This window comes from Streptomyces liliifuscus (assembly GCF_016598615.1).
GTDB classification, from domain to species: domain Bacteria; phylum Actinomycetota; class Actinomycetes; order Streptomycetales; family Streptomycetaceae; genus Streptomyces; species Streptomyces liliifuscus.
On sequence record NZ_CP066831.1, the window covers coordinates 1803528 to 1823614 of the forward strand.

At 69.2% G+C, this 20087-nt stretch carries 14 protein-coding genes; 3 read left to right on the forward strand and 11 right to left on the reverse strand.

Features of this window, described 5'->3' with window-relative positions:
- Positions 1–198: 198 nt before the first annotated feature.
- The 9 genes from JEQ17_RS07815 to JEQ17_RS07855 all read right to left on the reverse strand — a co-directional run bounded on the left by JEQ17_RS07815 (position 199) and on the right by JEQ17_RS07855 (position 9099).
- The gene (locus JEQ17_RS07815) at positions 199–1524 is read right to left on the reverse strand and encodes an MFS transporter (RefSeq protein ID WP_200394527.1); all 1326 of its coding nucleotides are present in this window, start codon (positions 1522–1524) and stop codon (positions 199–201) included.
- A gap of 193 nt (positions 1525–1717) precedes the next feature.
- Positions 1718–2668, reverse strand: a complete 951-nt coding sequence (locus JEQ17_RS07820) for a catechol 2,3-dioxygenase (protein WP_200394528.1) — start codon at positions 2666–2668, stop codon at positions 1718–1720.
- 9 nt (positions 2669–2677) lie between these two features.
- Positions 2678–3811 carry a 4-oxalomesaconate tautomerase gene (locus JEQ17_RS07825; protein ID WP_234048692.1) on the reverse strand — a complete coding sequence of 378 codons (1134 nt, stop codon included), beginning with the start codon at positions 3809–3811 and terminating at the stop codon, positions 2678–2680.
- A 99-nt stretch (positions 3812–3910) separates the two neighbouring features.
- The gene (locus JEQ17_RS07830) at positions 3911–4639 is read right to left on the reverse strand and encodes a 4-carboxy-4-hydroxy-2-oxoadipate aldolase/oxaloacetate decarboxylase (protein WP_200394530.1); all 729 of its coding nucleotides are present in this window, start codon (positions 4637–4639) and stop codon (positions 3911–3913) included.
- Positions 4636–5409: a PIG-L deacetylase family protein gene (locus tag JEQ17_RS07835; RefSeq protein ID WP_200394531.1), complete on the reverse strand. Its 774-nt coding sequence runs from the start codon at positions 5407–5409 to the stop codon at positions 4636–4638. The genes JEQ17_RS07830 and JEQ17_RS07835 overlap by 4 nt, the downstream gene beginning before the upstream one ends.
- Before the next feature lie 47 nt (positions 5410–5456).
- Positions 5457–6107, reverse strand: a complete 651-nt coding sequence (locus tag JEQ17_RS07840) for a GntR family transcriptional regulator (protein ID WP_200394532.1) — start codon at positions 6105–6107, stop codon at positions 5457–5459.
- A gap of 160 nt (positions 6108–6267) precedes the next feature.
- Positions 6268–6999: an FAD:protein FMN transferase gene (locus JEQ17_RS07845; RefSeq protein WP_200401373.1), complete on the reverse strand. Its 732-nt coding sequence runs from the start codon at positions 6997–6999 to the stop codon at positions 6268–6270.
- Between the two features lie 23 nt (positions 7000–7022).
- Positions 7023–7748: an FMN-binding protein gene (locus JEQ17_RS07850; RefSeq protein WP_200394533.1), complete on the reverse strand. Its 726-nt coding sequence runs from the start codon at positions 7746–7748 to the stop codon at positions 7023–7025.
- Between the two features lie 10 nt (positions 7749–7758).
- The gene (locus JEQ17_RS07855; protein ID WP_200394534.1) at positions 7759–9099 is read right to left on the reverse strand and encodes a ferredoxin reductase family protein; all 1341 of its coding nucleotides are present in this window, start codon (positions 9097–9099) and stop codon (positions 7759–7761) included.
- Positions 9100–9250: 151 nt separating this feature from the next.
- On the opposite strand from JEQ17_RS07855, the gene JEQ17_RS07860 reads away from it, so the two are divergent.
- Together JEQ17_RS07860 and JEQ17_RS07865 are read left to right on the forward strand one after the other, a co-directional pair.
- Entirely contained in the window at positions 9251–9958 is a 708-nt protein-coding gene (locus JEQ17_RS07860) for a response regulator transcription factor (RefSeq protein WP_200394535.1), read from the forward strand.
- Complete coding sequence (locus JEQ17_RS07865) at positions 9955–11385, forward strand: sensor histidine kinase (protein ID WP_200394536.1); 1431 nt, start codon at positions 9955–9957, stop codon at positions 11383–11385. Before JEQ17_RS07860 ends, JEQ17_RS07865 begins: the two co-directional genes overlap by 4 nt.
- A gap of 69 nt (positions 11386–11454) precedes the next feature.
- Here JEQ17_RS07865 and JEQ17_RS07870 read toward each other — a convergent pair whose 3' ends face one another.
- Positions 11455–12879 carry a family 43 glycosylhydrolase gene (locus JEQ17_RS07870; protein ID WP_407700143.1) on the reverse strand — a complete coding sequence of 475 codons (1425 nt, stop codon included), beginning with the start codon at positions 12877–12879 and terminating at the stop codon, positions 11455–11457.
- A 120-nt stretch (positions 12880–12999) separates the two neighbouring features.
- Positions 13000–14436: a family 43 glycosylhydrolase gene (locus JEQ17_RS07875; protein ID WP_200401374.1), complete on the reverse strand. Its 1437-nt coding sequence runs from the start codon at positions 14434–14436 to the stop codon at positions 13000–13002.
- A gap of 395 nt (positions 14437–14831) precedes the next feature.
- Here JEQ17_RS07875 and JEQ17_RS07880 point away from each other — a divergent pair, with 395 nt between their 5' ends.
- Positions 14832–20030 (forward strand): family 43 glycosylhydrolase, encoded by a 5199-nt coding sequence (locus JEQ17_RS07880; protein ID WP_200394538.1) that lies wholly within the window; start codon positions 14832–14834, stop codon positions 20028–20030.
- Positions 20031–20087: the final 57 nt, after the last annotated feature.

A 20087-nucleotide genomic window follows, 5' to 3' on the forward strand; every position in this document is an offset into this window, starting at 1 on the left:
TAGTCAATCTCGCGCGTGATGATGCGAGGTGCGGGATGACTGCGTAGTCAGGCCAGTGTTCACAGCGGGTGCGCGCGAGTCAATACTCCGTGCGGAACCAGTGCCCCGGGGGCGGGAAGCGGGGTGGCCGAGGGCCGCGCCGTTCCTCTCGGGCGGCGCCGCACCCCGAACCCGACCCGGGCACATGGCCGTGGTGGGTCAGCCGCTGGCGATCAGCTCCTGCTGCGTGCTGCCCCGGGGCGTCTGTCGCGAGCTGCGCAGGGCGGCGATGCCGATGAAGACCATCGACGACAGGCCCGCGATCGCGAAGGCGGTGAAGCCCCAGTCCCCGTTTCCGGCGGCGAGCAACTGGCCGCCGAGCCAGGGGCCGAACACGGCGCCGAAGCGGCCCATGCCGGAGGTCCAGCCGACGGCGGTGGCGCGGTTGTCGGGGGTGGAGCGGATAGAGACCGTCGCGTAGATCATGGTCTGGGCGCTGTTGAGGAACACGCCGGTGAGGAAGACCACCGTGAACGTCACCGCGAGCGGCATGTGGACGCTGAGCAGGAAGACTCCGGCGGCGGTCAGCGCGAACCAGACCGACGAGATGCGCGGCGCCCCGAACCGGTCGGCGGCCCGGCCCGCGACCAGCATGCCCACGATGCCACCGAGGTTGAAGAGGACGACGAAGGTGAGCGCGGAGCCCAGTTCGTAACCCTCGCTGCGCATCAGGGTGGGCAGCCAGGTGGCGACGCCGTAGACGAGGAGCAGTCCGCCGAAGGAGGCCAGCCAGTACAGCAGGGTCTGGGTCCACTCGCCGGCGCGGAACAGGTTGACCAGGGAGTTCCAGCGGTCGGCGGGCGCCTTCCTCTCGACCGCGGCGGGCAGTTGGACCTCGAAGCGGCCGGCCAGCTCGCGAGCCTCCTCGGTACGGCCCTTGGCGACCAGGAAACTCAGCGACTCGGGCATGAACCTGGCGAGCACCGGGACGAAGAGCAGCGGGGCCACACAGACCCAGAAGGCGGCGCGCCAGCCGAGGGGCTCCACGATCCACAGGGCCACGTACGCGGAGAGGATGCCGCCGGCGTGGTGGGCGGTCATCAGCATGCCGATGGTGAGCGCGGTGCGGCCGCGCGGGGCGTAGTCGGAGACCATGCTGATCGCGGTGGGGAGCAGTCCGCCGAGGCCGATGCCGGCGAGGGTGCGACCGAGGCCGAAGACCGCGACACTGCCCGACATCGCGCACAGGCCGGAGGCCAGCGAGAAGAGCGTGACGCAGGCGACCATCAGCTTCTTGCGGCCGATGCGGTCGGCGACCGTCCCCGCCGTCAGCGCGCCGACCAGCATGCCGAAGGTGGCGTAACTGCCCAGGTCACCGGCCCGGTCCGGGGTGATGCCGAGGGCCTTCTCCGCCAGCATGTGCGGCAGCACCGAGCCGTAGATGAACATGTCGAGGCCATCGAAGAGCACGGCCAGCCAGCACAGACCGACGGCCAACGCCGCCAGTTTGCCGCCACGGGCGGACAGGGCGAAGGAGGAGGACATCGTTGTTTCCTCTCGTCCAGGAGTCGTGTCCCTGGAGGGGATCGGGGAGGCGGGGAGCGCGCGACGCGAGCGGTTCGTGCGGCCGGCCCCGTGATGCGCATGACGCTAGAAATCCACTCCATGAATGTCAACGTTTTTGTCAACAATCTCAGGAACAATGAAGGCCCGCTGAGGGCCCGTGGGAGAGCCGGTGTCAGCCGACCGGCGGCGTGCCGTGGGTGTGGAAGGACTCGATGGTCTTCAGACCCCAGGCCTGACCCTTCTTCCGCTCCTCCTCGCTCCAGGTGATCAGCGGCCAGTCGGGCGCCAGGACGAGTCGCGTGAGCGGGTTGCACAGCTCGACGCGGTTGCCGCCGGGCTCGTAGACGTACAGGAAGAACGTCTGCTGGATGGCGTGCTTGTGCGGGCCCGTCTCGATGAACACGCCGGTGTCCAGGGCGAGATCGGCGGCCCGCAGGATGTCCTCACGGGTGTCCGTGGCGAACGCGATGTGGTGCAGGCGTCCGTTGGAACCGGTCCAGTCCTCGGTGTAGACGATGTCGTACGACTTGCTGCTGAAGGTCAGCCACTGGGCGGCGATCCTCCCGCTGTCGAGCCGGATCTGCTCGGTGGGGCGGGCGCCGAGCACCTCGTGTACGAAGGCTCCGTTGGGCTCGACATCGGCGGCGAGGAAGTTGACGTGGTCCAGGCGGCGTACGCCCACGCCGTGCCCCGGCTTGGCCTGCGGCTGGTTCTTGAGGCCGGGCTTCAGCTCGTCCGGCGCCTGGTACCACTCGCTCTCCCAGTAGAGGGCGAGTTCATGGCCGTCGGGGTCCGTGGTGACGTACAGCGGGCCGATGCCCGGCTCGTCCTCGACCCAGCGGCCGGGGCGGCCGGCGTTCTCGGTCTCCTTGACCCGGCGGTGGAGAGCCTCCTCGCTGGAGGCGCGCAGGGCGGTGCGGCGAATCCCCGACGTGGCGTGGGCGGTCAGGGTCACGCTGTGGTGCTCGTAGTCGTCCCAGGTCCGCAGGTATACGGAGTCTCCGGAACGGCCGTTCTCGGTCAGGCCGAGGTAGTCGGTGAAGAACCGGACGCTGGCGTCCAGGTCGGGGGTGAGCAGTTCGACGTGCCCGAGGTGGGCGATGTCGCCGAGCGGCGGGGCCATGGGGCCTCCTCAGGGGTGTTGTGCGGCTCCGGCCGGCCGGGGGAAGACCGTGCCGTCGAAGATCTTGCGTGCGGTGCGGACGACGGCGGTACGCCGGGCCACGGGGGCGGCGCTCGGGGCAGCGACTGAAGCGGCTCTCGTTGCGGCGCCCTGTTCAATGCCCGGTTCAGCACCGGGTTCAGCGCCCGGGGTGTCGTACGCGAGGGTCGTTTCTATGTCGAGGAATCCGGTGGGGTGCTCGATGCGCACCCGGTCCCCGTGGGCCGGCAGACGTGCGACCGTCCGGCCGACGCCGCCCTCGATCCGCAGTCCGGCGGCGACGCTCGCGGCGCCCAGGACCCCGATCGAGGTGTGGCAGCGCACCGGGATGAAGGTGCGGGTCATGACCGCGCCACCGTCCAACGGCGGTGCCAGCAGGCTGAGTTTGGGCACGGTGGTGCCTTCGACGTCACCGAGCCCCATCAGCTTTCCGGCCTCCAGCCGGATCTCCCGGAGCCGTTCGGTGAGGGTCTGGTCCGCTTCCAGGTCGGTGGGGGTCTCGTACCCGGTCACGCCGAGCGAGGACGCGGCGATCAGCACGGTCGGCATGCCGTTGTCCACGCAGGTGACCGGTACGTCGGCGACGAGGTCACGCACCCGGCCCGTCGGCAGCAACGGACTGCCTCCCTGCGGGAACTCGATGACCACCGGCGCCGCGGCCCCCGGCACCCCGGAGATCTCGGCGGAGCCGGTGTAGTCGACGCGCCCCTCCGGAGTGGGGAAGGACGCGATGGCGAGGTCCCCGGTGTTGAGCATGCGGATCCGCACCGACGTACGGCCCTCTCCGGCGGCGACCAGTCCGCGTTCGACGGCGAACGGGCCGACCCCGGCGAGGAGGTTCCCGCAGTTCTGACGGTCACTCACCTCCCGTCTGTCGACGCCGACTTGGAGGAACAGGTAGTCGACGTCCGCCTCGGGCTCGGTCGAGGCGGACACCACCGCCACTTTGCTGGTCAGGGGGTGCGCCCCGCCCAGGCCGTCGATCTGGCGCGGGTCGGGGCTGCCCATGACGCGCAGCAACAGGTCGTCGCGCGGGGCGGGTTCGGCGGGCAGGTCATCGGCCAGGAAGTAGGCGCCCTTGGATGTGCCGCCGCGCATGAGCATGCAGCGCACCTCCTCGGACCCGGCCGCGGACCATGTCCCGGTCACGAGCCCGCTCCGACCCGGTGCCCGGTCACAGCCCGGCTCCATTCCTGTGCCCGGTCACGTCCCGGCCCCGTCCCACGAGTCCCGCCGTTCCCGCCGGTACTCCTCGTACGACTGATGGCGCACACCGAGTCGTACGAGCGTCTCGCGCAACCCGTAGCGGTCCAGGCCGAGTTGGCCCTCGGCGAAGGCTGCGCGTGTCGCCTCCTCCTTCGCGGTGCGCGCGGCGGACGCGTCGACCGCCTCGGCGGACCGCTCGCGCGGTACGACCATCACGCCGTCGTCGTCGGCGAGGATCACATCGCCCGGCCGGACACTCTGTCCGCCGAGGACCACGGGTACGTTGACCGATCCGCCGGTGGCCTTCACGGTGCCCTGCGCGGAGACGGCCGCCGACCAGACGGGGAAGCCCATCGCGCGCAGTTCCTCGGTGTCGCGCACACCGGCGCCGGTCACCAGACCGCGTACGCCCCTGCGTTGCAGGGCGGTGGCGAAGAGTTCGCCGAACATGCCGTCCGTGGACGGCGAGGTGGTGGTGACGACGAGGATGTCTCCCTCGCCGCACTGCTCGACCGCCGCGTGGATCATGAGGTTGTCGCCGGGCCAGCTCAGCACGGTGACGGCGGTGCCCGCGACCCGTACCCCCTGCTGGATCGGGCGCAGGTCGCTGCCGAGGAGGCCGGTGCGGCCGAGGGCCTCGTGAACGGTCGCCACGCCGTACGCGGAGAGCGCCTCGACGTCCTTCCCGGCGGCCTTCGGAGGGTTGGTGACGATCAGACCGCTCATGCCAGCTCCCCTGTGACCTGCGGATACGGGCGCATGTACGCCTCGGCGTAAGTGGTGTGCGGCAGACCGAGGTTGGGGCCCGCGTTGCGCTTGAGCTGCACGCCTCGGCGGACCGCCAGGTCTGTGTAGTAGTCCCACAGATGCCGTTGGGCGGCCAGGCACTCCATGGCCTTGCGCTTGGTCTCCCACACCTCGGAGATGTCGAGGAGGACCTCCGGCTTGAAGCCGCACATCTCGGGCTGGTGCGGCTCGAAGAAGAACACCGGCGGGGCGCCGATGATCTCCCCCTCGGCCGGGTAGCCGATGGCCTGGGCGAGCACCCGTGCGTCCAACGCCATCCGGGCGGCTGCCGGGTGGTCGCCGTTGTAGGGGTCTTCGAGCGGGTGGGTGAGGACGGCGTCCGGCTGCGCCTCGCGATAGACGGCCACGAGCCTGTCCGTCAGTTCAGGCGTGACGGTGAGGGGGTAGTCGCCGGCGTCGAAGAAGACGACCTCGGCGCCGAGGGTGGCGGCGGCGGCCTCGGCCTCCGCACGGCGCATCTCCTTGATCTCCTCCAGCGACCTGCCCTCACGCCAGGCCTTCGCGGACTCACCGCGTTCGCCGTAGGTCAGGCACGCGATGGTGACCTTCTCACCACGCGAGGCGGCGAGGGCGACGGCCCCACCCGCCCGCCACACGAAGTCCCCGGCATGCGCGGTGATGACAAGCGTGGATCGTGGGGTGGGGGGCGTCGGCGGTGGTGACGTACCGGCCACGTTGCCATGCGTCATTGTTGCAATCTCCTTGGTGGACAAGCCGGTTGGCCCACCCCGAGGTGTCACTCGCGCAACGCGTCGATCACACCCGAAAGGTGGGCGCGGACGGCCGCTTCGGCCGCCTGCGGGTCCCGGGCCCTGATCGCCTCGATCATGGCCAGATGCTCACCCAGGGACTTCTGGGGCCGCCCCGGTCGCAGCGCGAGCTGGAAACGGTGGCGCACCAGCTGCCCGTTGAGCCGCTCCAGCAGTTCCACGGCCGTCTGCTGGCCGGAGAACTGCCTGATGAGGGCGTGCAGTTCGTGATTGAGGTCGGAGTAGGTCACCGGCTCGCCGTCGGCGACGGCCTTGGACATCGCCTCGCCCACGTCGACCAGCCGGGTCAGCTGTTCGTCCGTGACCGCGACGGCCGCCTTGGCCGCGCACAGCCCTTCGAGGACCATGCGGCACTCGGTGATGGCGACCGCCTCCTCCACGGTCACCACCCGCACCCGCGAACCGCGGTTGCGGATCCGCTCGACCAGTCCCTCCGACTCCAACTCGATCAGTGCCGCCCGCACACTGGCCCGTGTCACACCGAACTGCTCGGCGAGTTCGTTCTCCACCAGCCGCTGGGCCGGTGCCATCTCGCCACGCAGGATCGCCTGCCGCAGCTGTGTGAGCGCGTGCTGCCTGGCCTGCTCTCCGGTGCTCGGACGGGCTTGTTTCGGCATGTGTGCCCCCTGAGTGAGTGCCTGTCGAACCTAAATCTAGACGAACAAGATTGTCAACAATTTTGTTCCCCATATGGTGCGGGCACACCACCGAGGGCCCTGACACCCGCGGTTGCGGATGTCAGGGCCCTCAGGAGTTTCTGCGAGCGGTTCCCCGCGATCAGGCGGCGACGGGGAACCCCGCCGTGCGGAAGACGCGGCGCTCGGCGTCCACGGCGAACACCTCGCAGCCTTCCCGCGCGGCGGCCCAGTCGATCCCGTCCGCGCCCATCGCGAACGCCGCGGTCGCCGTCGCGTCCGCCTCGGTCAGGGACTGGGCCACGACCGTGAGACTGAGCAGTCCGGTCGCCGGACGTCCGGTGCGGCCGTCGAGGATGTGGTCACCCCGCTCGTACCGCCCGGAGGTGGCCACCGCTCCGTCGGTGATCTCCAGGACCGCGCACAACCGGTCGGCCTGTTCCGGGTGGCGCACTCCCACCCGCCACGGACGGCCGGCGGACACCACATCGCCGCCGGCGTTCAGACAGAACGTCCTCACGCCCGCGGCGAGCAGCGACTCGGCCGCCCGCTGCACCGCCCAGCCCTTGACCATCGCGCAGGGGTCGAGTCCGCGGCCGGGCAGCCGCACCTGGAACGCGCCCCCGCTCGCGACCCGGTACTCCTCGCACAGGTCGAGCACCTCGACGAGGTCCGCGCTGAGCTCGTGGGCTTCGAGCTCTCCCCGGCCCAGCCTCGACACCTCGCTGTCGGCGATGAACGGGCTGAACCGCGCGTCGACCTCCCGCAGCCACGCGAACACCCGGTCCGCGGCCACGGACGCACCCCCATCGGGGTCGGGGTCGTCGATCCGCAGGGAGATCGGCAGCCCCATGATGTGCTCGACTCGGCGCACTTCCTCAGCCGTCGACATCACGATCAGCCCTTCGCGTCGATGGCGGCTTGAAGAGACTCGACGTACCCGTCGCTCGTGATCGTGGCGCCCGAGACCGCGTCGATGTCGGAGCTCTGCGCCTCCAGCGTCTCCGCGATCAGCTTCGGAACCGCCGCCTTCGTCTGCGGGTGGTTCGGCTGCTGCAGCATCCGCACCGCGTCGATCTTGTCGCCCTCGAAGGTCACCTCCACCTGCACGGTGCCCTTCTCCGTGCCGACGGCCGAACCCGCGACGACCTGGGAGGCGGCGGCGGAGGCGGATGGCGAGGACGAAGAAGAGGAGGAGGACGAAGACGACGAGGAAGACGCCGGCTTCGCGTCGATGGCCGCCTGGAGCGACTCGACGTACCCCTCACTGGTGATCGTGGCGCCGGACACCGCGTCGATGTCGGCGCTCTGCGCCGTGAGCGTCTCCGCGATCAGCTTCGGGACGGCGGCCTTGGTCTGGGGATGGTTCGGCTGCTGCAGCATCCGTACGGAGCTGATCTTGTCGCCGTCGAAGGTCACCTCGACCTGTACGGGACCCTTCTCGGTCTTGATGGTCGAACCGGCGACGACCTGGTTCGAGGTACCCCCCGAGGAGGACGTGGAAGGTGTCGAGGCGGGTTCGGCGACCTCCGTGGTGGACGACGTGTCGGTCGAGGGCGCGTAGCGCCACACCGGGATCAGACCCGCGACGGTCAGGACCAGGACAGGAATGGCTCGTTTCACGGTGTCTCTCTCATCCCGCCAGGCTGAAGCGCTCGAAGTGGATCTGCTGCTTGGGCACGTTCAGCTCGCGCAGGCTGCCCAGCACCGCGTTCATCATCGGCGGCGGCCCGCACAGGAAGACGTCCCGGTCGCCGATGTCCGGCACGAGCCGTACGAGCTCGTGCGGCGCCAGCTTGTCGGGGCTGACCGGCCCGGACACCAGGTGCAGCTCGGCGCCCTTGGCCTGGGCGAGTTCCCGCAGCTCGTCGTAGAGGACCGCGTCCCGGTCCGTGGACACCCGGTAGATGACCACCGCGTGCCCTTCCACCTCCTCCAGCAGGGCCCGGATGGGGGTGACACCCACGCCGCCGGCGATCAGTACGGCCTCCGGCCGGGTCCGGTGCATCGCGGTGAAGGCGCCGTACGGGCCCTCGGCGAAGACCCGCGTGCCCACCTTCAGGTGCCGCAGGCCCGCGGTGCCGTCGCCCGCGACCTTGGCGGTGAGCCGCAGTGTCCGGCCGTCGGGTGCCGCCGACAGGGAGAACGGGTTGGCCTGCCACCACCGGTCCTTGGTCAGGAACCGCCACAGGAAGAACTGGCCCGCGCGCGCCGGCAGCCGGTCCAGGTCGCGGCCCGTCATGTAGATCGACACGACGTTGTCGGACTCGGGCACCACGGCCGAGACCCGCAGCTGGTGGCGCATGTTCCGCCACAGCGGCAGCACGAGCCGGCCCAGGGCGACCGCGCCGAGCGCCACGCCCCACACGCCGTACCAGTAGGCCGTGGCGAAGGACGACGCGGTGAAGGTCGTACCCACCGCGACCTGGTGCGTGAAGGCCAGCACGACCGCGAGGTACGTGTACAGGTGGATGAAGTGCCAGGTCTCGTAGGCCAGCCTTCGGCGGGCGTAGCGGGCCGAGACACCGCCGATCACGAGGATCAGCACCAGCGCGACGACGGCGCGCAGCACGCCCTCGACGGTCTCGGCGAGGTCCACGAGCTGGCTCACCGGGTCCATGCCGGAGGAGTCGGCGTAGCCGAAGGTGATGAACACGGCGTGCCCCAGCAGCGTCCACAGCAGGCCGAAGCCGACCCAGCGGTGCCAGGAGGTCAGCCGGTCCATGCCGATGCGGCGGTCGAGCCACGGCAGGCGGGCGACCAGCAGCAGCTGAAAGGCCATGAGGAGAGCGCCGTACAGACCGAGGAGCCGGCCGATGACGATGAGGGCGTTCGAGGCGAACCCGGCCTGGACGAAGAACACGGTCACCACGGCGACGTTCACGGCCAGCACGCCGTACAGGCCGGCGCGGGCCACCACCTTGGGGCGTACAGCCGCGGGAGGCGGCGGAACGGTCGTCTGGACAGTAGTCACGGACGGCAACTCCTAGATCGGGTCCTGGGACTCCGAGCCTGCCTGGCGGGGGCTGTCGTTTTCCTGTCGGTCAACTTTCAAGTTTTTATCGATATGAAGTAGACAGGCCCGCGGCTATGGCGTCGGGAGGCGCGTAAAGCACTATGGGCACGTGGAAAAAGTACGACTTCTCGTCGTGGACGACGACCCGCCCATCGCCGACCTGGTCGCGACGGTCGCCCGCTACGAGGGCTGGGAGGCGGTGACCGCGAACTCCGGCGAGGAGGCGCTGCACCGGGCCGCGGACTTCCATCCGGACATCGTGGTGCTCGACCTCATGTTGCCCGGGCTCGACGGCTTCGCCGTGCTCGACCGGCTGCGGCTGTCCGGGACGATGGTGCCCGTGGTGTTCCTGACCGCGCGGGACGGCGTGGCCGACCGGGTCGCGGGCCTGACCAGGGGCGGCGACGACTACCTGGTGAAGCCGTTCGCGGTGGAGGAACTCATGGCCCGGCTGCGGACCGTGCTGCGCCGCAGCGCGGGACCGGCCTTCCAGCGGTCGGTGCTGAGCGTCGCGGACCTGACCATGGACGAGGACACCCGCGAGGTGCGCCGCGGCGACCGGTTGCTGACGCTCACCCCGACCGAGTACGAGGTGCTCCGCTATCTGATGCGGAAGTCGCCGACCGTGCTCACCAAGGCGCAGATCCTCGACCATGTCTGGGAGTACGGCTTCGGCGGCCGGTCGAACGTGGTGGAGCTGGTCATCAGCCGGCTGCGCCGCAAGCTCGACGGGACCGGCCTCGCCGACACGGACGAGGCACCGCTCATCCACACCGTGCGGGGCGTCGGTTACGTGGTGCGGCAGGTCGCCGAGTGATCCGTCGCTTCAGGGAGACCTACCGCAGGCTCCGCCTGGGCACCCGGCTGGCCCTCGGTATGGGGGTGCTCTCGCTGGTCGTGTTCGCCGTGGTCGGGGCGTCGCTGTCGATGTACATGCGGGGCTATCTGGAACGCCAGCTCAACGACCAGATGAAGCTGGTCCAGATCACCCAGTCCAAGGACGTCACGGCGTACGGCACCGTGCAGGGCAAGCCGTACTACGGCTGGTACACCGCCTCGTACGAGGTCTCGACCGACTCGGCCGTCCTCCGCAAGCCGGCGGACGTACCGGCGGACGCCGATGAGCTCGCCACCGTCGCCGAGGCACTGCGGGCCTCGGGCCACGACCCGCTGTTCCGCACCGCGCACATCAAGGGGAAGGGCACCTACCGGCTGCGTGCGTGCGAGGCCGAACCCGGGGTGGTGCTGGTCACCGCGGCGCCCATGGACGACATCGAGGACACCATGGACCAGCTGGCCACGGTCCAGGTCGTCGCCTTCGCCCTCGCGCTGGTGGGGCTCGTGGTGTTCGGCCGTGCGGTGCTTCGGCGGGGCCTGAAGCCGCTCAGCGACATGGCGCACACGGCCCGCGGCATCACCTCGCACGACTTCACCGACTCGGCGCGGCTTCCGGTGCGCGCCGACCGCGGGAACGGCGGCCCTGAGGTCGAGGAGCTGCGGACCGCCTTCAACACCATGCTGGAGCACATCGACGACTCGCTGGCCGTCCGCACGGAGGCCGAGCAGCGGCTGCGCAGGTTCGTCGCGGACGCCTCGCACGAGCTGCGTACACCCCTGATGTCCGTACGCGGCTACGCGGACCTATTCCAGTACGCGGCGGCCAACGAGCCCGAGGAACGGGAGAAGCACCTGGCCCGGCTGCGTGCCGAGGCGGCCAGGATGGGCGTGCTCCTGGACGACCTGCTGCTGCTCGCCCGGCTGGACGCCGCCGAGGTGGAGGCACCGGTGCGGCTGGAGGACGCGGATCTGGCGGAGCTGGTGCGCCAGGCCGCGGAGGCGTTCCGCGCGGCCCGCCCGGACCATCCGCTGACCGTGACGGCCGGTCCCGGTCCGGTGCGGCTGCGCCTCGACGCCCTGCGTATCCGCCAGGTCCTGGACAACCTCCTCACCAACGCGGCCGTGCACACCCCGGCCGGTACGGAGGTGTCCGTGGAGGTGTCCGTCGAGTCCGGCGCGGCGATCGTCCGGGTCACCGACTCCGGTCCCGGCATTCCGGCCGCCGACCAGGAGCGCGTCTTCGACCGCTTCTTCCGCATCGACAAGGCCCGCAGCCGAGACCGCGGAGGCAGCGGCCTGGGCCTGGCGGTAGCCCGCTCCCTGGTCCAGGCCCACGGCGGCACGATCACCCTGACAAGCCGCCAGGGCGAGACGACCTTCGCAATGAGGCTTCCCTTGGCCCCCTAAGGGGCGCGGGGAACTGCGCGACCAGCCACGAACGACCCGCACCCGGCAACCGACGAACGAACCCCCCGCCTACTCGGCGTAGAACGTGGCGTCAGCCCTGGCAGTCGTCGTGTCGGCCGGCTGCGTGACGAGCAGATAGTTGTAGTGCCGGATGTAGCTGCCCGCCACGTTGTACGACTCGAACGAAACCCCCGCCGCCGCATCGGCCAGCCCCGCCCGACGGTAGAAGCTCGCGTCACCCTTGAAGGCCGTACTCCCGTCACTCTTGTCCACCCACACCTCACCGTTGCTCCGGTGGCGGAGGTAGTACCCCGGGAAGTTCGCCGACTCCAGGGAGACGGTCCCGGTGCCGGCAAGCCCGGTCACGACACGGAACTGGGAGTCCGCGAGGTTGGTGACGTTCGGCTCGATCTTCGCCCGGTACTCCCAGTGCCGGATGAACCGGTCGGGGAAGTTGTACGAGGAGAAGCGGACCGGGGTGACACCGTCGGCCACCGGGATGCCGAGGTTGGGCGTGCCGTCGGCGTTCCAGTACAGCTTCTGGTAGCGCGTACGGCGGTTGGGGTCGTTGAGGGGGTCGCCGCTGATGTCCTTGTAGTTGCGGTCGTGGTAGACGAGGACGTCGGACTTTCCGTCCTCGGACGTGGTGAAGGTGTTGTGGCCCGGGCCGTACTGGCCGGTCGCGTCGTTGCTCTTGAAGACCGGGGTCTGGGTCTTCGTCCAGGAGGCCGGGTTCATCAGGTCGGCGGTGGCGTTGGCGGTCAGCAGGCCGAGGCAGTAGTTGGCGTCGGTGGCGCTGGCCGAGAAGGTCATGAAGACCTTGCCGTTCCGCTGGATGACGGCCGGACCTTCGTTGACTCGGTGACCGACGATCTCCCATGAGAGCGTCGGGGTGGAGATGCGCGCCGGAGTGCCGCTGATGGTCCAGGGGTTGGACATCGGGGCGAGGTAGACGCTGGTTCCGGTGCCGACCGCCGGGTCGTTCTGCGCCCAGCTCAGATAGCGGGTGCCGCCGACGGTGAAGGTCGTCGCGTCGAGCGAGAAGGTGTCCAGCGGCAGGGCGATACGGCCCTTCTCGGTCCAGGTCCCGGTCAGCGGGTTGGCGGCGCTGGTCTCCAGGACGTACGGCCGGATCTTCCAGATGTCGTTGGTGGCGCCGGCGGCGAAGTAGACGTACCACTTGCCGTCGATGAAGTGGATCTCCGGCGCCCAGATGTGCGCGCCCATCTCACCGCTGGCGTGCTTCGTCCAGATCGTCGTCTCGGTGGCGGTGGACAGGCCCTGGAGCGTGGTGGCCCGCCGCATGACGATCCTGTCGTACGCGGGCACGGTGGCGGTGAAGTAGTAGTAGCCGTCGGTGTGTTTGAAGATGTGCGGGTCGGCGCGCTGTTCGGCGATCGGGTTGGTGAAGGTGACGGCGGGCGAGGCGGGGGCGGCGGCCTCGGCGATGCCGGAGGTCAGGGCGGCCAGGGTGACGAGCAGCGCCGTGACCACCCTTGCGATCGTGCGTCTCACTGAGTTCCTCTCGATCACATCGAATGTCTCTCGATCACGTGCGTCCCGATCACGTCGAACGCGTCGGTCGAGCCGGACGCGCCTCGGTCACGTCGTCGGTCACGTCGTGGGCTTGAACTGCCACTGCTGGCAGGTGTTGTTGAGCCAGGTCCACTGGCGCACGTCGACGCCGTCGCCCGTACCGCAGTTGGCGACGTCGGCGACCTTGCCGGTGCTCTCGTTGACGATCCGCACGTAGTCACCGGTCGCCGTGGACACGAGGCGGTACTTCTGGCAGTTGTTGTTCAGCCAGGACCACTGGGCGATGTCGGTTCCGTCTGCGGCGGCGCAGCCGGCGGTGTCCATGACCTTGCCGGTCGCCACGTTGACCAGCCGGCTGGTGTCGTTGCCCTGGTCCTCGATCCGCCACTTCTGGTTGGCGCCGCCGGTGCAGGTCCACTGGAAGATGTTGGCGCCGTCCGCGGTGCTGCCACCGGCCACGTCCAGGCACTTGCCGCTGTTGCGGTTCACGAGGGTGTACGCCGTCGGGGTCGCCGCGGTCTCCCCTGCCGGGCCGGGGAGCGTGGTGCCGAGGGCGACCGGGGTGCCGAAGTTCGGCGTGCCGTCCGCGTTCCAGGTGAACTTCTGGGCGCGGGTGGTCCGGCCGTTGCCGCAGCCGCCGTTCGCGGTGTTGTTGCCGTGGTAGACGATCCAGTTCTCGGTGCCGTCGGGCGAGGTGAAGAACCCGTTGTGACCGGGGCCGTAGACACCGGCCGCGTCGTTGCGCTGGAAGACGGGGGTCTGTTTCTTCGTCCAGGCGGACGCCAACAGCGGGTTGCTGCCGGTCAGTTCGAGCTGGCCGAGCTTGTAGTCCGCGGTCTGGCAGTGACTGGCGGAGAAGGTGAGGAAGGTGCGGCCGTCGTGGTACAGCGGCTCGGGCCCCTCGTTGACGGCACCGCCCGAGGTCTCCCAGCCCAGCGTCGGGCTGGAGATGACGCTGAAGGTGGAGCTGCTCAGCGTGTACGGGTTGCTCATCGGGGCGATGACCAGGCTCTGCGTACTGCCGTTGATGAAGCCGCTGCCCAGCAGATACAGATTCCCGTTGTGCCGCAGGACGCTGGCGTCGATGAGCCAGCCGCCCGGAGTGAGGTTGGAGCCCGTGAGCTGGTTCTTGAAGGTGTACGGGCCCATCGGATCGGTGCCCACACTCTCCAGGACGTAGGTGCGCTGGGAGTCGCAGCAGGCGACGCCGCTCTGCCCCGCGGAGTAGTACAGGTACCAGTGCCCGTCGACGAAGTGCAGTTCGGGGGCCCAGAAGTTGGTGTTCCGGGTGGAGGTGGTGTCACTCCACACCTGGACGCTGGGGGCCACGGACAGACCGGCCAGGGTCGGCGACTTCCGCATGGTCAGCACACCGGTGAACGACGTGGTGACCAGGTAGTAGTTGCCGTTGTAGTACTCCAGCCAGGGGTCGGCGCCCTTCTGCGCCTTGACGGGGTTCGTGTACGGCCGCCCCTCCGCGGCCGTGGCGGGCTGCGTGGCGACCGAGGCGAGCATCACGAGCAGCGCTGCCACGAGGGTGCACCAGTGACGGGCACGGAACACGCTGAGTCCCCTTCCGATGAACACGCCGTTCGAAATACCGTACAGCGTGCGTAACTTCGACCAGAAGATAAGGACGCACGAGGTACGCGTCAACGCTTCTGACGCGTTTGGTTCCGGTCGGCTTTCCGTGACGTAAAACCACGAACGTCACGCGGACCTACGGGTGTTGCGCGAAGTCCTCGAACCGTTCGACCGGCCGGACATTGTTCGGAACCTCTTGACGCCCCCGTTCACACCGCTTCACACTCTCGCAACGCGACGTCACACACGCGAAACGGCACGAGCCCCGCTGCTGAGACCTCGCGATCCTTTCCTTCCGGCATGTCTCAGCAGAGGAAGTTGAAACGATGCAACTCGCGAGACCCCGTAGCCGTACGAGACGTTGGGCAGGAGGGCTCGCCGGACTGACCGCGGCCTCACTGGTCCTCGGACTCGCCGGGCCAGTAGCCCCCGCCGACGCGGCCGAGAGCGCTGACATCACCGACGGCCTGGCCCTCTGGTACAAGCTCGACGCCGCCTCGGGCACCACCGTGGCCGACGCCTCCGGCAACGGCCGGACCGGCACGGTGAACGGCGCCGCCACCTGGTCCGACGCCGGTGAGGGGCTCTCGTTCAACGGCTCCGACACCTACGTCAAGGTGCCGGACAACATCATGAGCGGCATGAACTCGATCTCCGTCTCGATGGACGTGAAGGTCGACTCCGCGCAGAACACCCCGTACTTCGTCTACGGCTTCGGCAACACGAGCGGCTCCGCGGGCAACGGCTATCTGTTCACCACCGGCAGCACCTTCCGGACCTCCATCGCCTCCGGCAACTGGTCGACGGAACAGACCACCCAGCCCTCCCCCGCCCGCGCCATGACCCGCGCCGTGTGGAAGCAGGTCACGTACACCCAGACCGGCAACACCGGTGTCCTGTACGAGGACGGCGTCGAGGTGGCCCGCAACACCGCGGTCACCATCACTCCCGGCTCCATCGGTTCCGGCACCACGACCGCCAACTACATCGGCAAGTCGGTGTACCCGGGCGACAAGCTCTTCAAGGGCAGCATCCGTGACTTCCGGGTCTACGACCGGGCGTTGGCCGGCTCGGAGGTCGAGCAGCTCTCCCTCCCCGTCGCCACCCGGGGCGTGGCCGACGACAAGGCCGCCCTCACCCTCGGCGACACGAGCGCCGTCGTCGCGGACCTGACCCTGCCGGCCACGGGCACGGCGGGCGGCTCCGCCATCAGCTGGAAGTCCGACACACCCTCGGTGGTGTCGGACTCGGGTTCCGTCACGCGCCCCGCCGCCGGCGAGCCGGACGGCCGCGCCACGCTCACGGCGACCCTGAAGAAGGGGCCGGTGACCGACACCAAGTCGTTCGACATCACCGTCCCGGCCGCCTTCGACGACGACACGGCAACCGAGCAGGCCGCCGAGGCGCTGAAGGTCGACAACCTCGACGACGTGCGCGGCAACATCACCCTGCCGGCGACCGGTTCGTACGGCACCAAGGTCGGCTGGACCTCCGCGAAGCCGGACGTCGTCTCCGCCGACGGCATCGTCCACCGCCCGGCGCACGGCGACGGCGGCACGACCGTCGAGCTGACCGCGACCGTCACCAAGGGCGACGCGCAGGCGACCCGCGTCCTCACCGCGAAGGTGCCCGAACTCCCCGCCGAGGCACCCCTCAAGGGCTATATGTTCAGCTACTTCACCGGCGAGGGCACCTCGGACGGCGAGCAGCTCTACGCGGCACTCAGCAAGGGCGACGACCCTTTGAAATGGCGGGAGTTGAACGACGGCAAGCCCGTCCTGACCTCCACGCTCGGCGAGAAGGGCCTGCGCGACCCGTTCATCATCCGCTCCCCCGAGGGCGACAAGTTCTACCAGATAGCCACCGACCTGCGGATCTACGGCAACGGCAACTGGGACGCGTCCCAGCGCACGGGCAGCAAGTCCATCATGGTCTGGGAGTCAACCGACCTGGTCCACTGGACCGACCAGCGACTGGTCAAGGTCTCGCCCGACTCGGCCGGCAACACCTGGGCGCCGGAGGCGTTCTACGACGAGAAGCTCGGCTCGTACGTCGTCTTCTGGGCGTCGAAGCTGTACGACAACCCCGAGCACTCGGGCGACACGTACAACCGCATGATGTACGCGACCACCCGGGACTTCCGCACCTTCAGCGAGCCCAAGGTGTGGATCGACCGCGGCTACTCCGTCATCGACTCGACGATGATCAAGCAGGGTGACACCTACTACCGGCTTTCGAAGGACGAGCGGAACAACTCCTCCTCGACCCCCAACAGCAAGTTCATCTTCCAGGAGAAGAGCGACTCGATCCTCGACGAGTCCTGGGACTTCGTGGCCGAGGGCATCGGCAAGGGCGCGATGAGCGCCGCCGAGGGACCGCTGGTGTTCAAGTCCAACACCGAGGAGAAGTGGTACGCGTTCCTCGACGAGTTCGGCGGCCGCGGCTACATCCCCTTCGAGACGACGAACCTCGCCTCGGGCAACTGGACCCCGTCCACGGGATACGACCTTCCGTCAAGGCCCCGCCACGGCACGGTACTTCCGGTCACGCAGGCCGAGTACGACCGGCTGCTGAATGCCTACCAGCCGGACCAGATCGTCGAGTCGGTCGAGGACGTCAAGGTCACGACGGGCATCGGTGACGCCCCGGTCCTGCCGGGCACGGTCATCGCCGAGTACGCGGACGGGGTCGAGCGTCCGGTCTCCGTCACCTGGGACGACGTCCCGGCCTCGGCGTACGCGCAGGCCGGTACGTTCACCGTGAAGGGCAGCCTGCCCGACGGCGCCGCGCTCCGGGCCGAGGCCGAGGTCACGGTCTCGGCGGAGGGCCCCGACGTGCCCGCCGACCTGGTCCTGCACTACGGCTTCGACGAGACGGGCGGCAGCATCGCCCGTGACTCCAGCGGCCACGGCTACCACGGCACATACGTCCGTACGCCCGACTTCGGGACCGGCGTGGACGGCGGCTCGTTCAAGATGTCCGGCGGGTCGAGCAGTTCGACCACGTCACCGTATGTGCGGATCCCGAACGGCGTGCTCAGGAACACCGACAGCGTCACCGTCTCCACGTACGCCAAGTGGAAGGGCGGGGACAACTTCCAGTGGCTGTTCGGTCTTGGCCCGGACAGCGACAAGTACCTCTTCGCCACTCCGTCCAACGGCGGCGGCAAGCTCTTCTCCGCGATCACCAAGGCCACTTGGTCGGGCGAGAAGCAGATGATCGGCGGCTCGCAGCTCACCCCCGGTGAGTGGCAGCACGTCACCGTGACGGTGAACGGCGCGACCGAGACGGCGGTCCTCTACGTGGACGGCGTCGAGGCGGCCCGGGCGACCGGCGTCACCATCAGGCCGTCCGAGCTGTACGACGCGTCGAAGGGCTACTCCGGCTACATCGGCAGGTCCATGTACTCCCCCGACCCGTACTTCGGCGGCGAGGTCGACGACTTCCGGATCTACAACCGGGCCCTGTCGCCCGCCGAGGTCCTGGAGCTGAGCGGGAACACCACGGGGATCGCCTCGGCGACCCACCCCGCGCTGAAGGTCGGCGCGATCATCGACGACGCGGACAGCAGGATCACGCTCCCACTCGCGGAGGGCAGTGATGTCACGGCCCTGGCACCGGAGTTCGGCCTCGCCCACGGGGCGTCGATCAGCCCCGCGTCCGGCTCGCTGCACGACTTCACCGAGCCCGTGAAGTACGAGGTGACCGGCTCGGACGGCAGGAAGCGCACCTGGACGGTCAGGGCACTCGAGATGAAGAGCCCGGTGCTGCCTGGGCTCAACGCCGACCCGAACATCACGAGGTTCGGCGACACCTTCTACATCTACCCGACCACCGACGGCTTCCCGGGCTGGAGCGGCACGCAGTTCAAGGCGTACTCGTCCAAGGACCTGGTGCACTGGGAGGACCACGGCGTCATCCTGGACCTCGGTCCTGACGTCGGCTGGGCCGACAGCAGGGCCTGGGCGCCGGCGATCGAGGAGCGGAACGGCAAGTACTACTTCTACTTCTGCGCCGACGCGAACATCGGTGTCGCGGTGTCCGACTCGCCCACCGGTCCGTTCAAGGACGTGCTGGGCAAGCCGCTGCTGAAGGCGGGCCTGTACCCGGGCCAGATGATCGACCCGGCGGTGTTCACCGACGACGACGGCACGCCGTACCTCTACTGGGGCAACGGCAGGGCGTACGCCGTCCCGCTGAACGACGACATGATCTCCTTCGACGCCTCGAAGGTCACCGACATGACTCCCAGCGGCTACAACGAGGGCACCTTCGTCATCAAGCGCAAGGGCACCTACTACTTCATGTGGTCGGAGAACGACACCCGGGACGAGAACTACCGCGTCGCCTATGCGACCGGCTCCTCGCCCACGGGCCCCTGGACCAAGCGGGGCGTGATCCTGGAGAAGGACCTGTCCCTGGGCATCAAGGGCCCCGGCCACCATTCGGTGGTCAAGGTGCCGAACACCGACGACTGGTACATCGCCTACCACCGCTTCGCCATCCCCGGCGGGGACGGCACGAACCGCGAAACCACCGTCGACAAGCTGGAGTTCGACGCCGACGGCCTGATCAAGAAGGTCGTCCCGACCCTGTCGAGCATCGACCCGGTCACCATCGTCCGGGCGGGCCCGGACGCGATGGGCACGGAGGGCACCGCGATCCCGGTCACGGGCACGATCTCCGGGGCGGGCAGGCCACGCTGGACGGTCGGGGCCGGAGCGCCCTGCACGTTCGCCGACCCCGAGGCCATCCTCACGTCGATCACCTGCGCCGACGACGGTACGTACGAGGTGACGCTGACCGGTGGCCGCAGCAGTGACACGCTCACCGTGACCGTGGACAACGCGGCGCCGGTGATCACGTCGGCCACGGGGCCCGCCTCGGCGGTGTCCGTCGGCAGGAGCGCGGCCGTCAAGGCCGAGTTCACCGACCTGGGGGCGGACGACACCCAGACGTGCAAGGTCGACTGGAAGGACGGCACCGACCCGACCACCGGCAAGGTCACCGCCACCGGCTGCGAGGCCACGCACACCTACAAGAAGGCGGGCATCCACCGTCCGGTGATCACGGTCACCGACGACGACGGCGGCAAGGACAGCACCCAGCTGCCCGAACTGGTCGTCTACGACCGCGGGGCCGGTCCGATCGCCGGCGTAGGAGTCATCTCCTCCCCGGCGGGCGCCTACCCGGCGAAGCCCTCGCTGACCGGTCTCGCGGGCTTCTCCTTCGGCGCCGCGTACAAGAAGGCGAAGGACACCGTGCCCAGCGGCAACGCGACCTTCGACTTCGCGGCGGCCAAGCTGAAGTTCCGCTCCACCGCCTCGGACTGGCTGGTCGTCACCCGCTCCGAAGCCCAGTACCAAGGCTCCGGCACGGTGAACGGCACCGGCGGCTACGCCTTCCGCATCACCATCACGGACTCCCCCGACACGTACCGCATCAAGATCTGGAGGAAGTCCACGGGCGACATCGTCTACGACAACCGCACCGGCACGAAGGCTTACGGCATCGTGCTCGGCTGACGGCTGACGCACCACCCTCAGCAGCAGAGGCGCCCGGGGCTCTTGGCCCCGGGCGCC

Bases quoted from the DNA above. Each gene is read 5' to 3' on its own strand.
- JEQ17_RS07815 (WP_200394527.1), bottom strand. From the start codon at position 1,524: ATGTCCTCCTCCTTCGCCCTGTCCGCCCGTGGCGGCAAACTGGCGGCG.
- JEQ17_RS07820 (WP_200394528.1), bottom strand. From the start codon at position 2,668: ATGGCCCCGCCGCTCGGCGACATCGCCCACCTCGGGCACGTCGAACTG.
- JEQ17_RS07825 (WP_234048692.1), bottom strand. From the start codon at position 3,811: ATGCTCATGCGCGGCGGCACATCCAAGGGCGCCTACTTCCTGGCCGAT.
- JEQ17_RS07830 (WP_200394530.1), bottom strand. From the start codon at position 4,639: ATGAGCGGTCTGATCGTCACCAACCCTCCGAAGGCCGCCGGGAAGGAC.
- JEQ17_RS07835 (WP_200394531.1), bottom strand. From the start codon at position 5,409: ATGACGCATGGCAACGTGGCCGGTACGTCACCACCGCCGACGCCCCCC.
- JEQ17_RS07840 (WP_200394532.1), bottom strand. From the start codon at position 6,107: ATGCCGAAACAAGCCCGTCCGAGCACCGGAGAGCAGGCCAGGCAGCAC.
- JEQ17_RS07875 (WP_200401374.1), bottom strand. From the start codon at position 14,436: ATGCTCGCCTCGGTCGCCACGCAGCCCGCCACGGCCGCGGAGGGGCGG.
- JEQ17_RS07880 (WP_200394538.1), top strand. From the start codon at position 14,832: ATGCAACTCGCGAGACCCCGTAGCCGTACGAGACGTTGGGCAGGAGGG.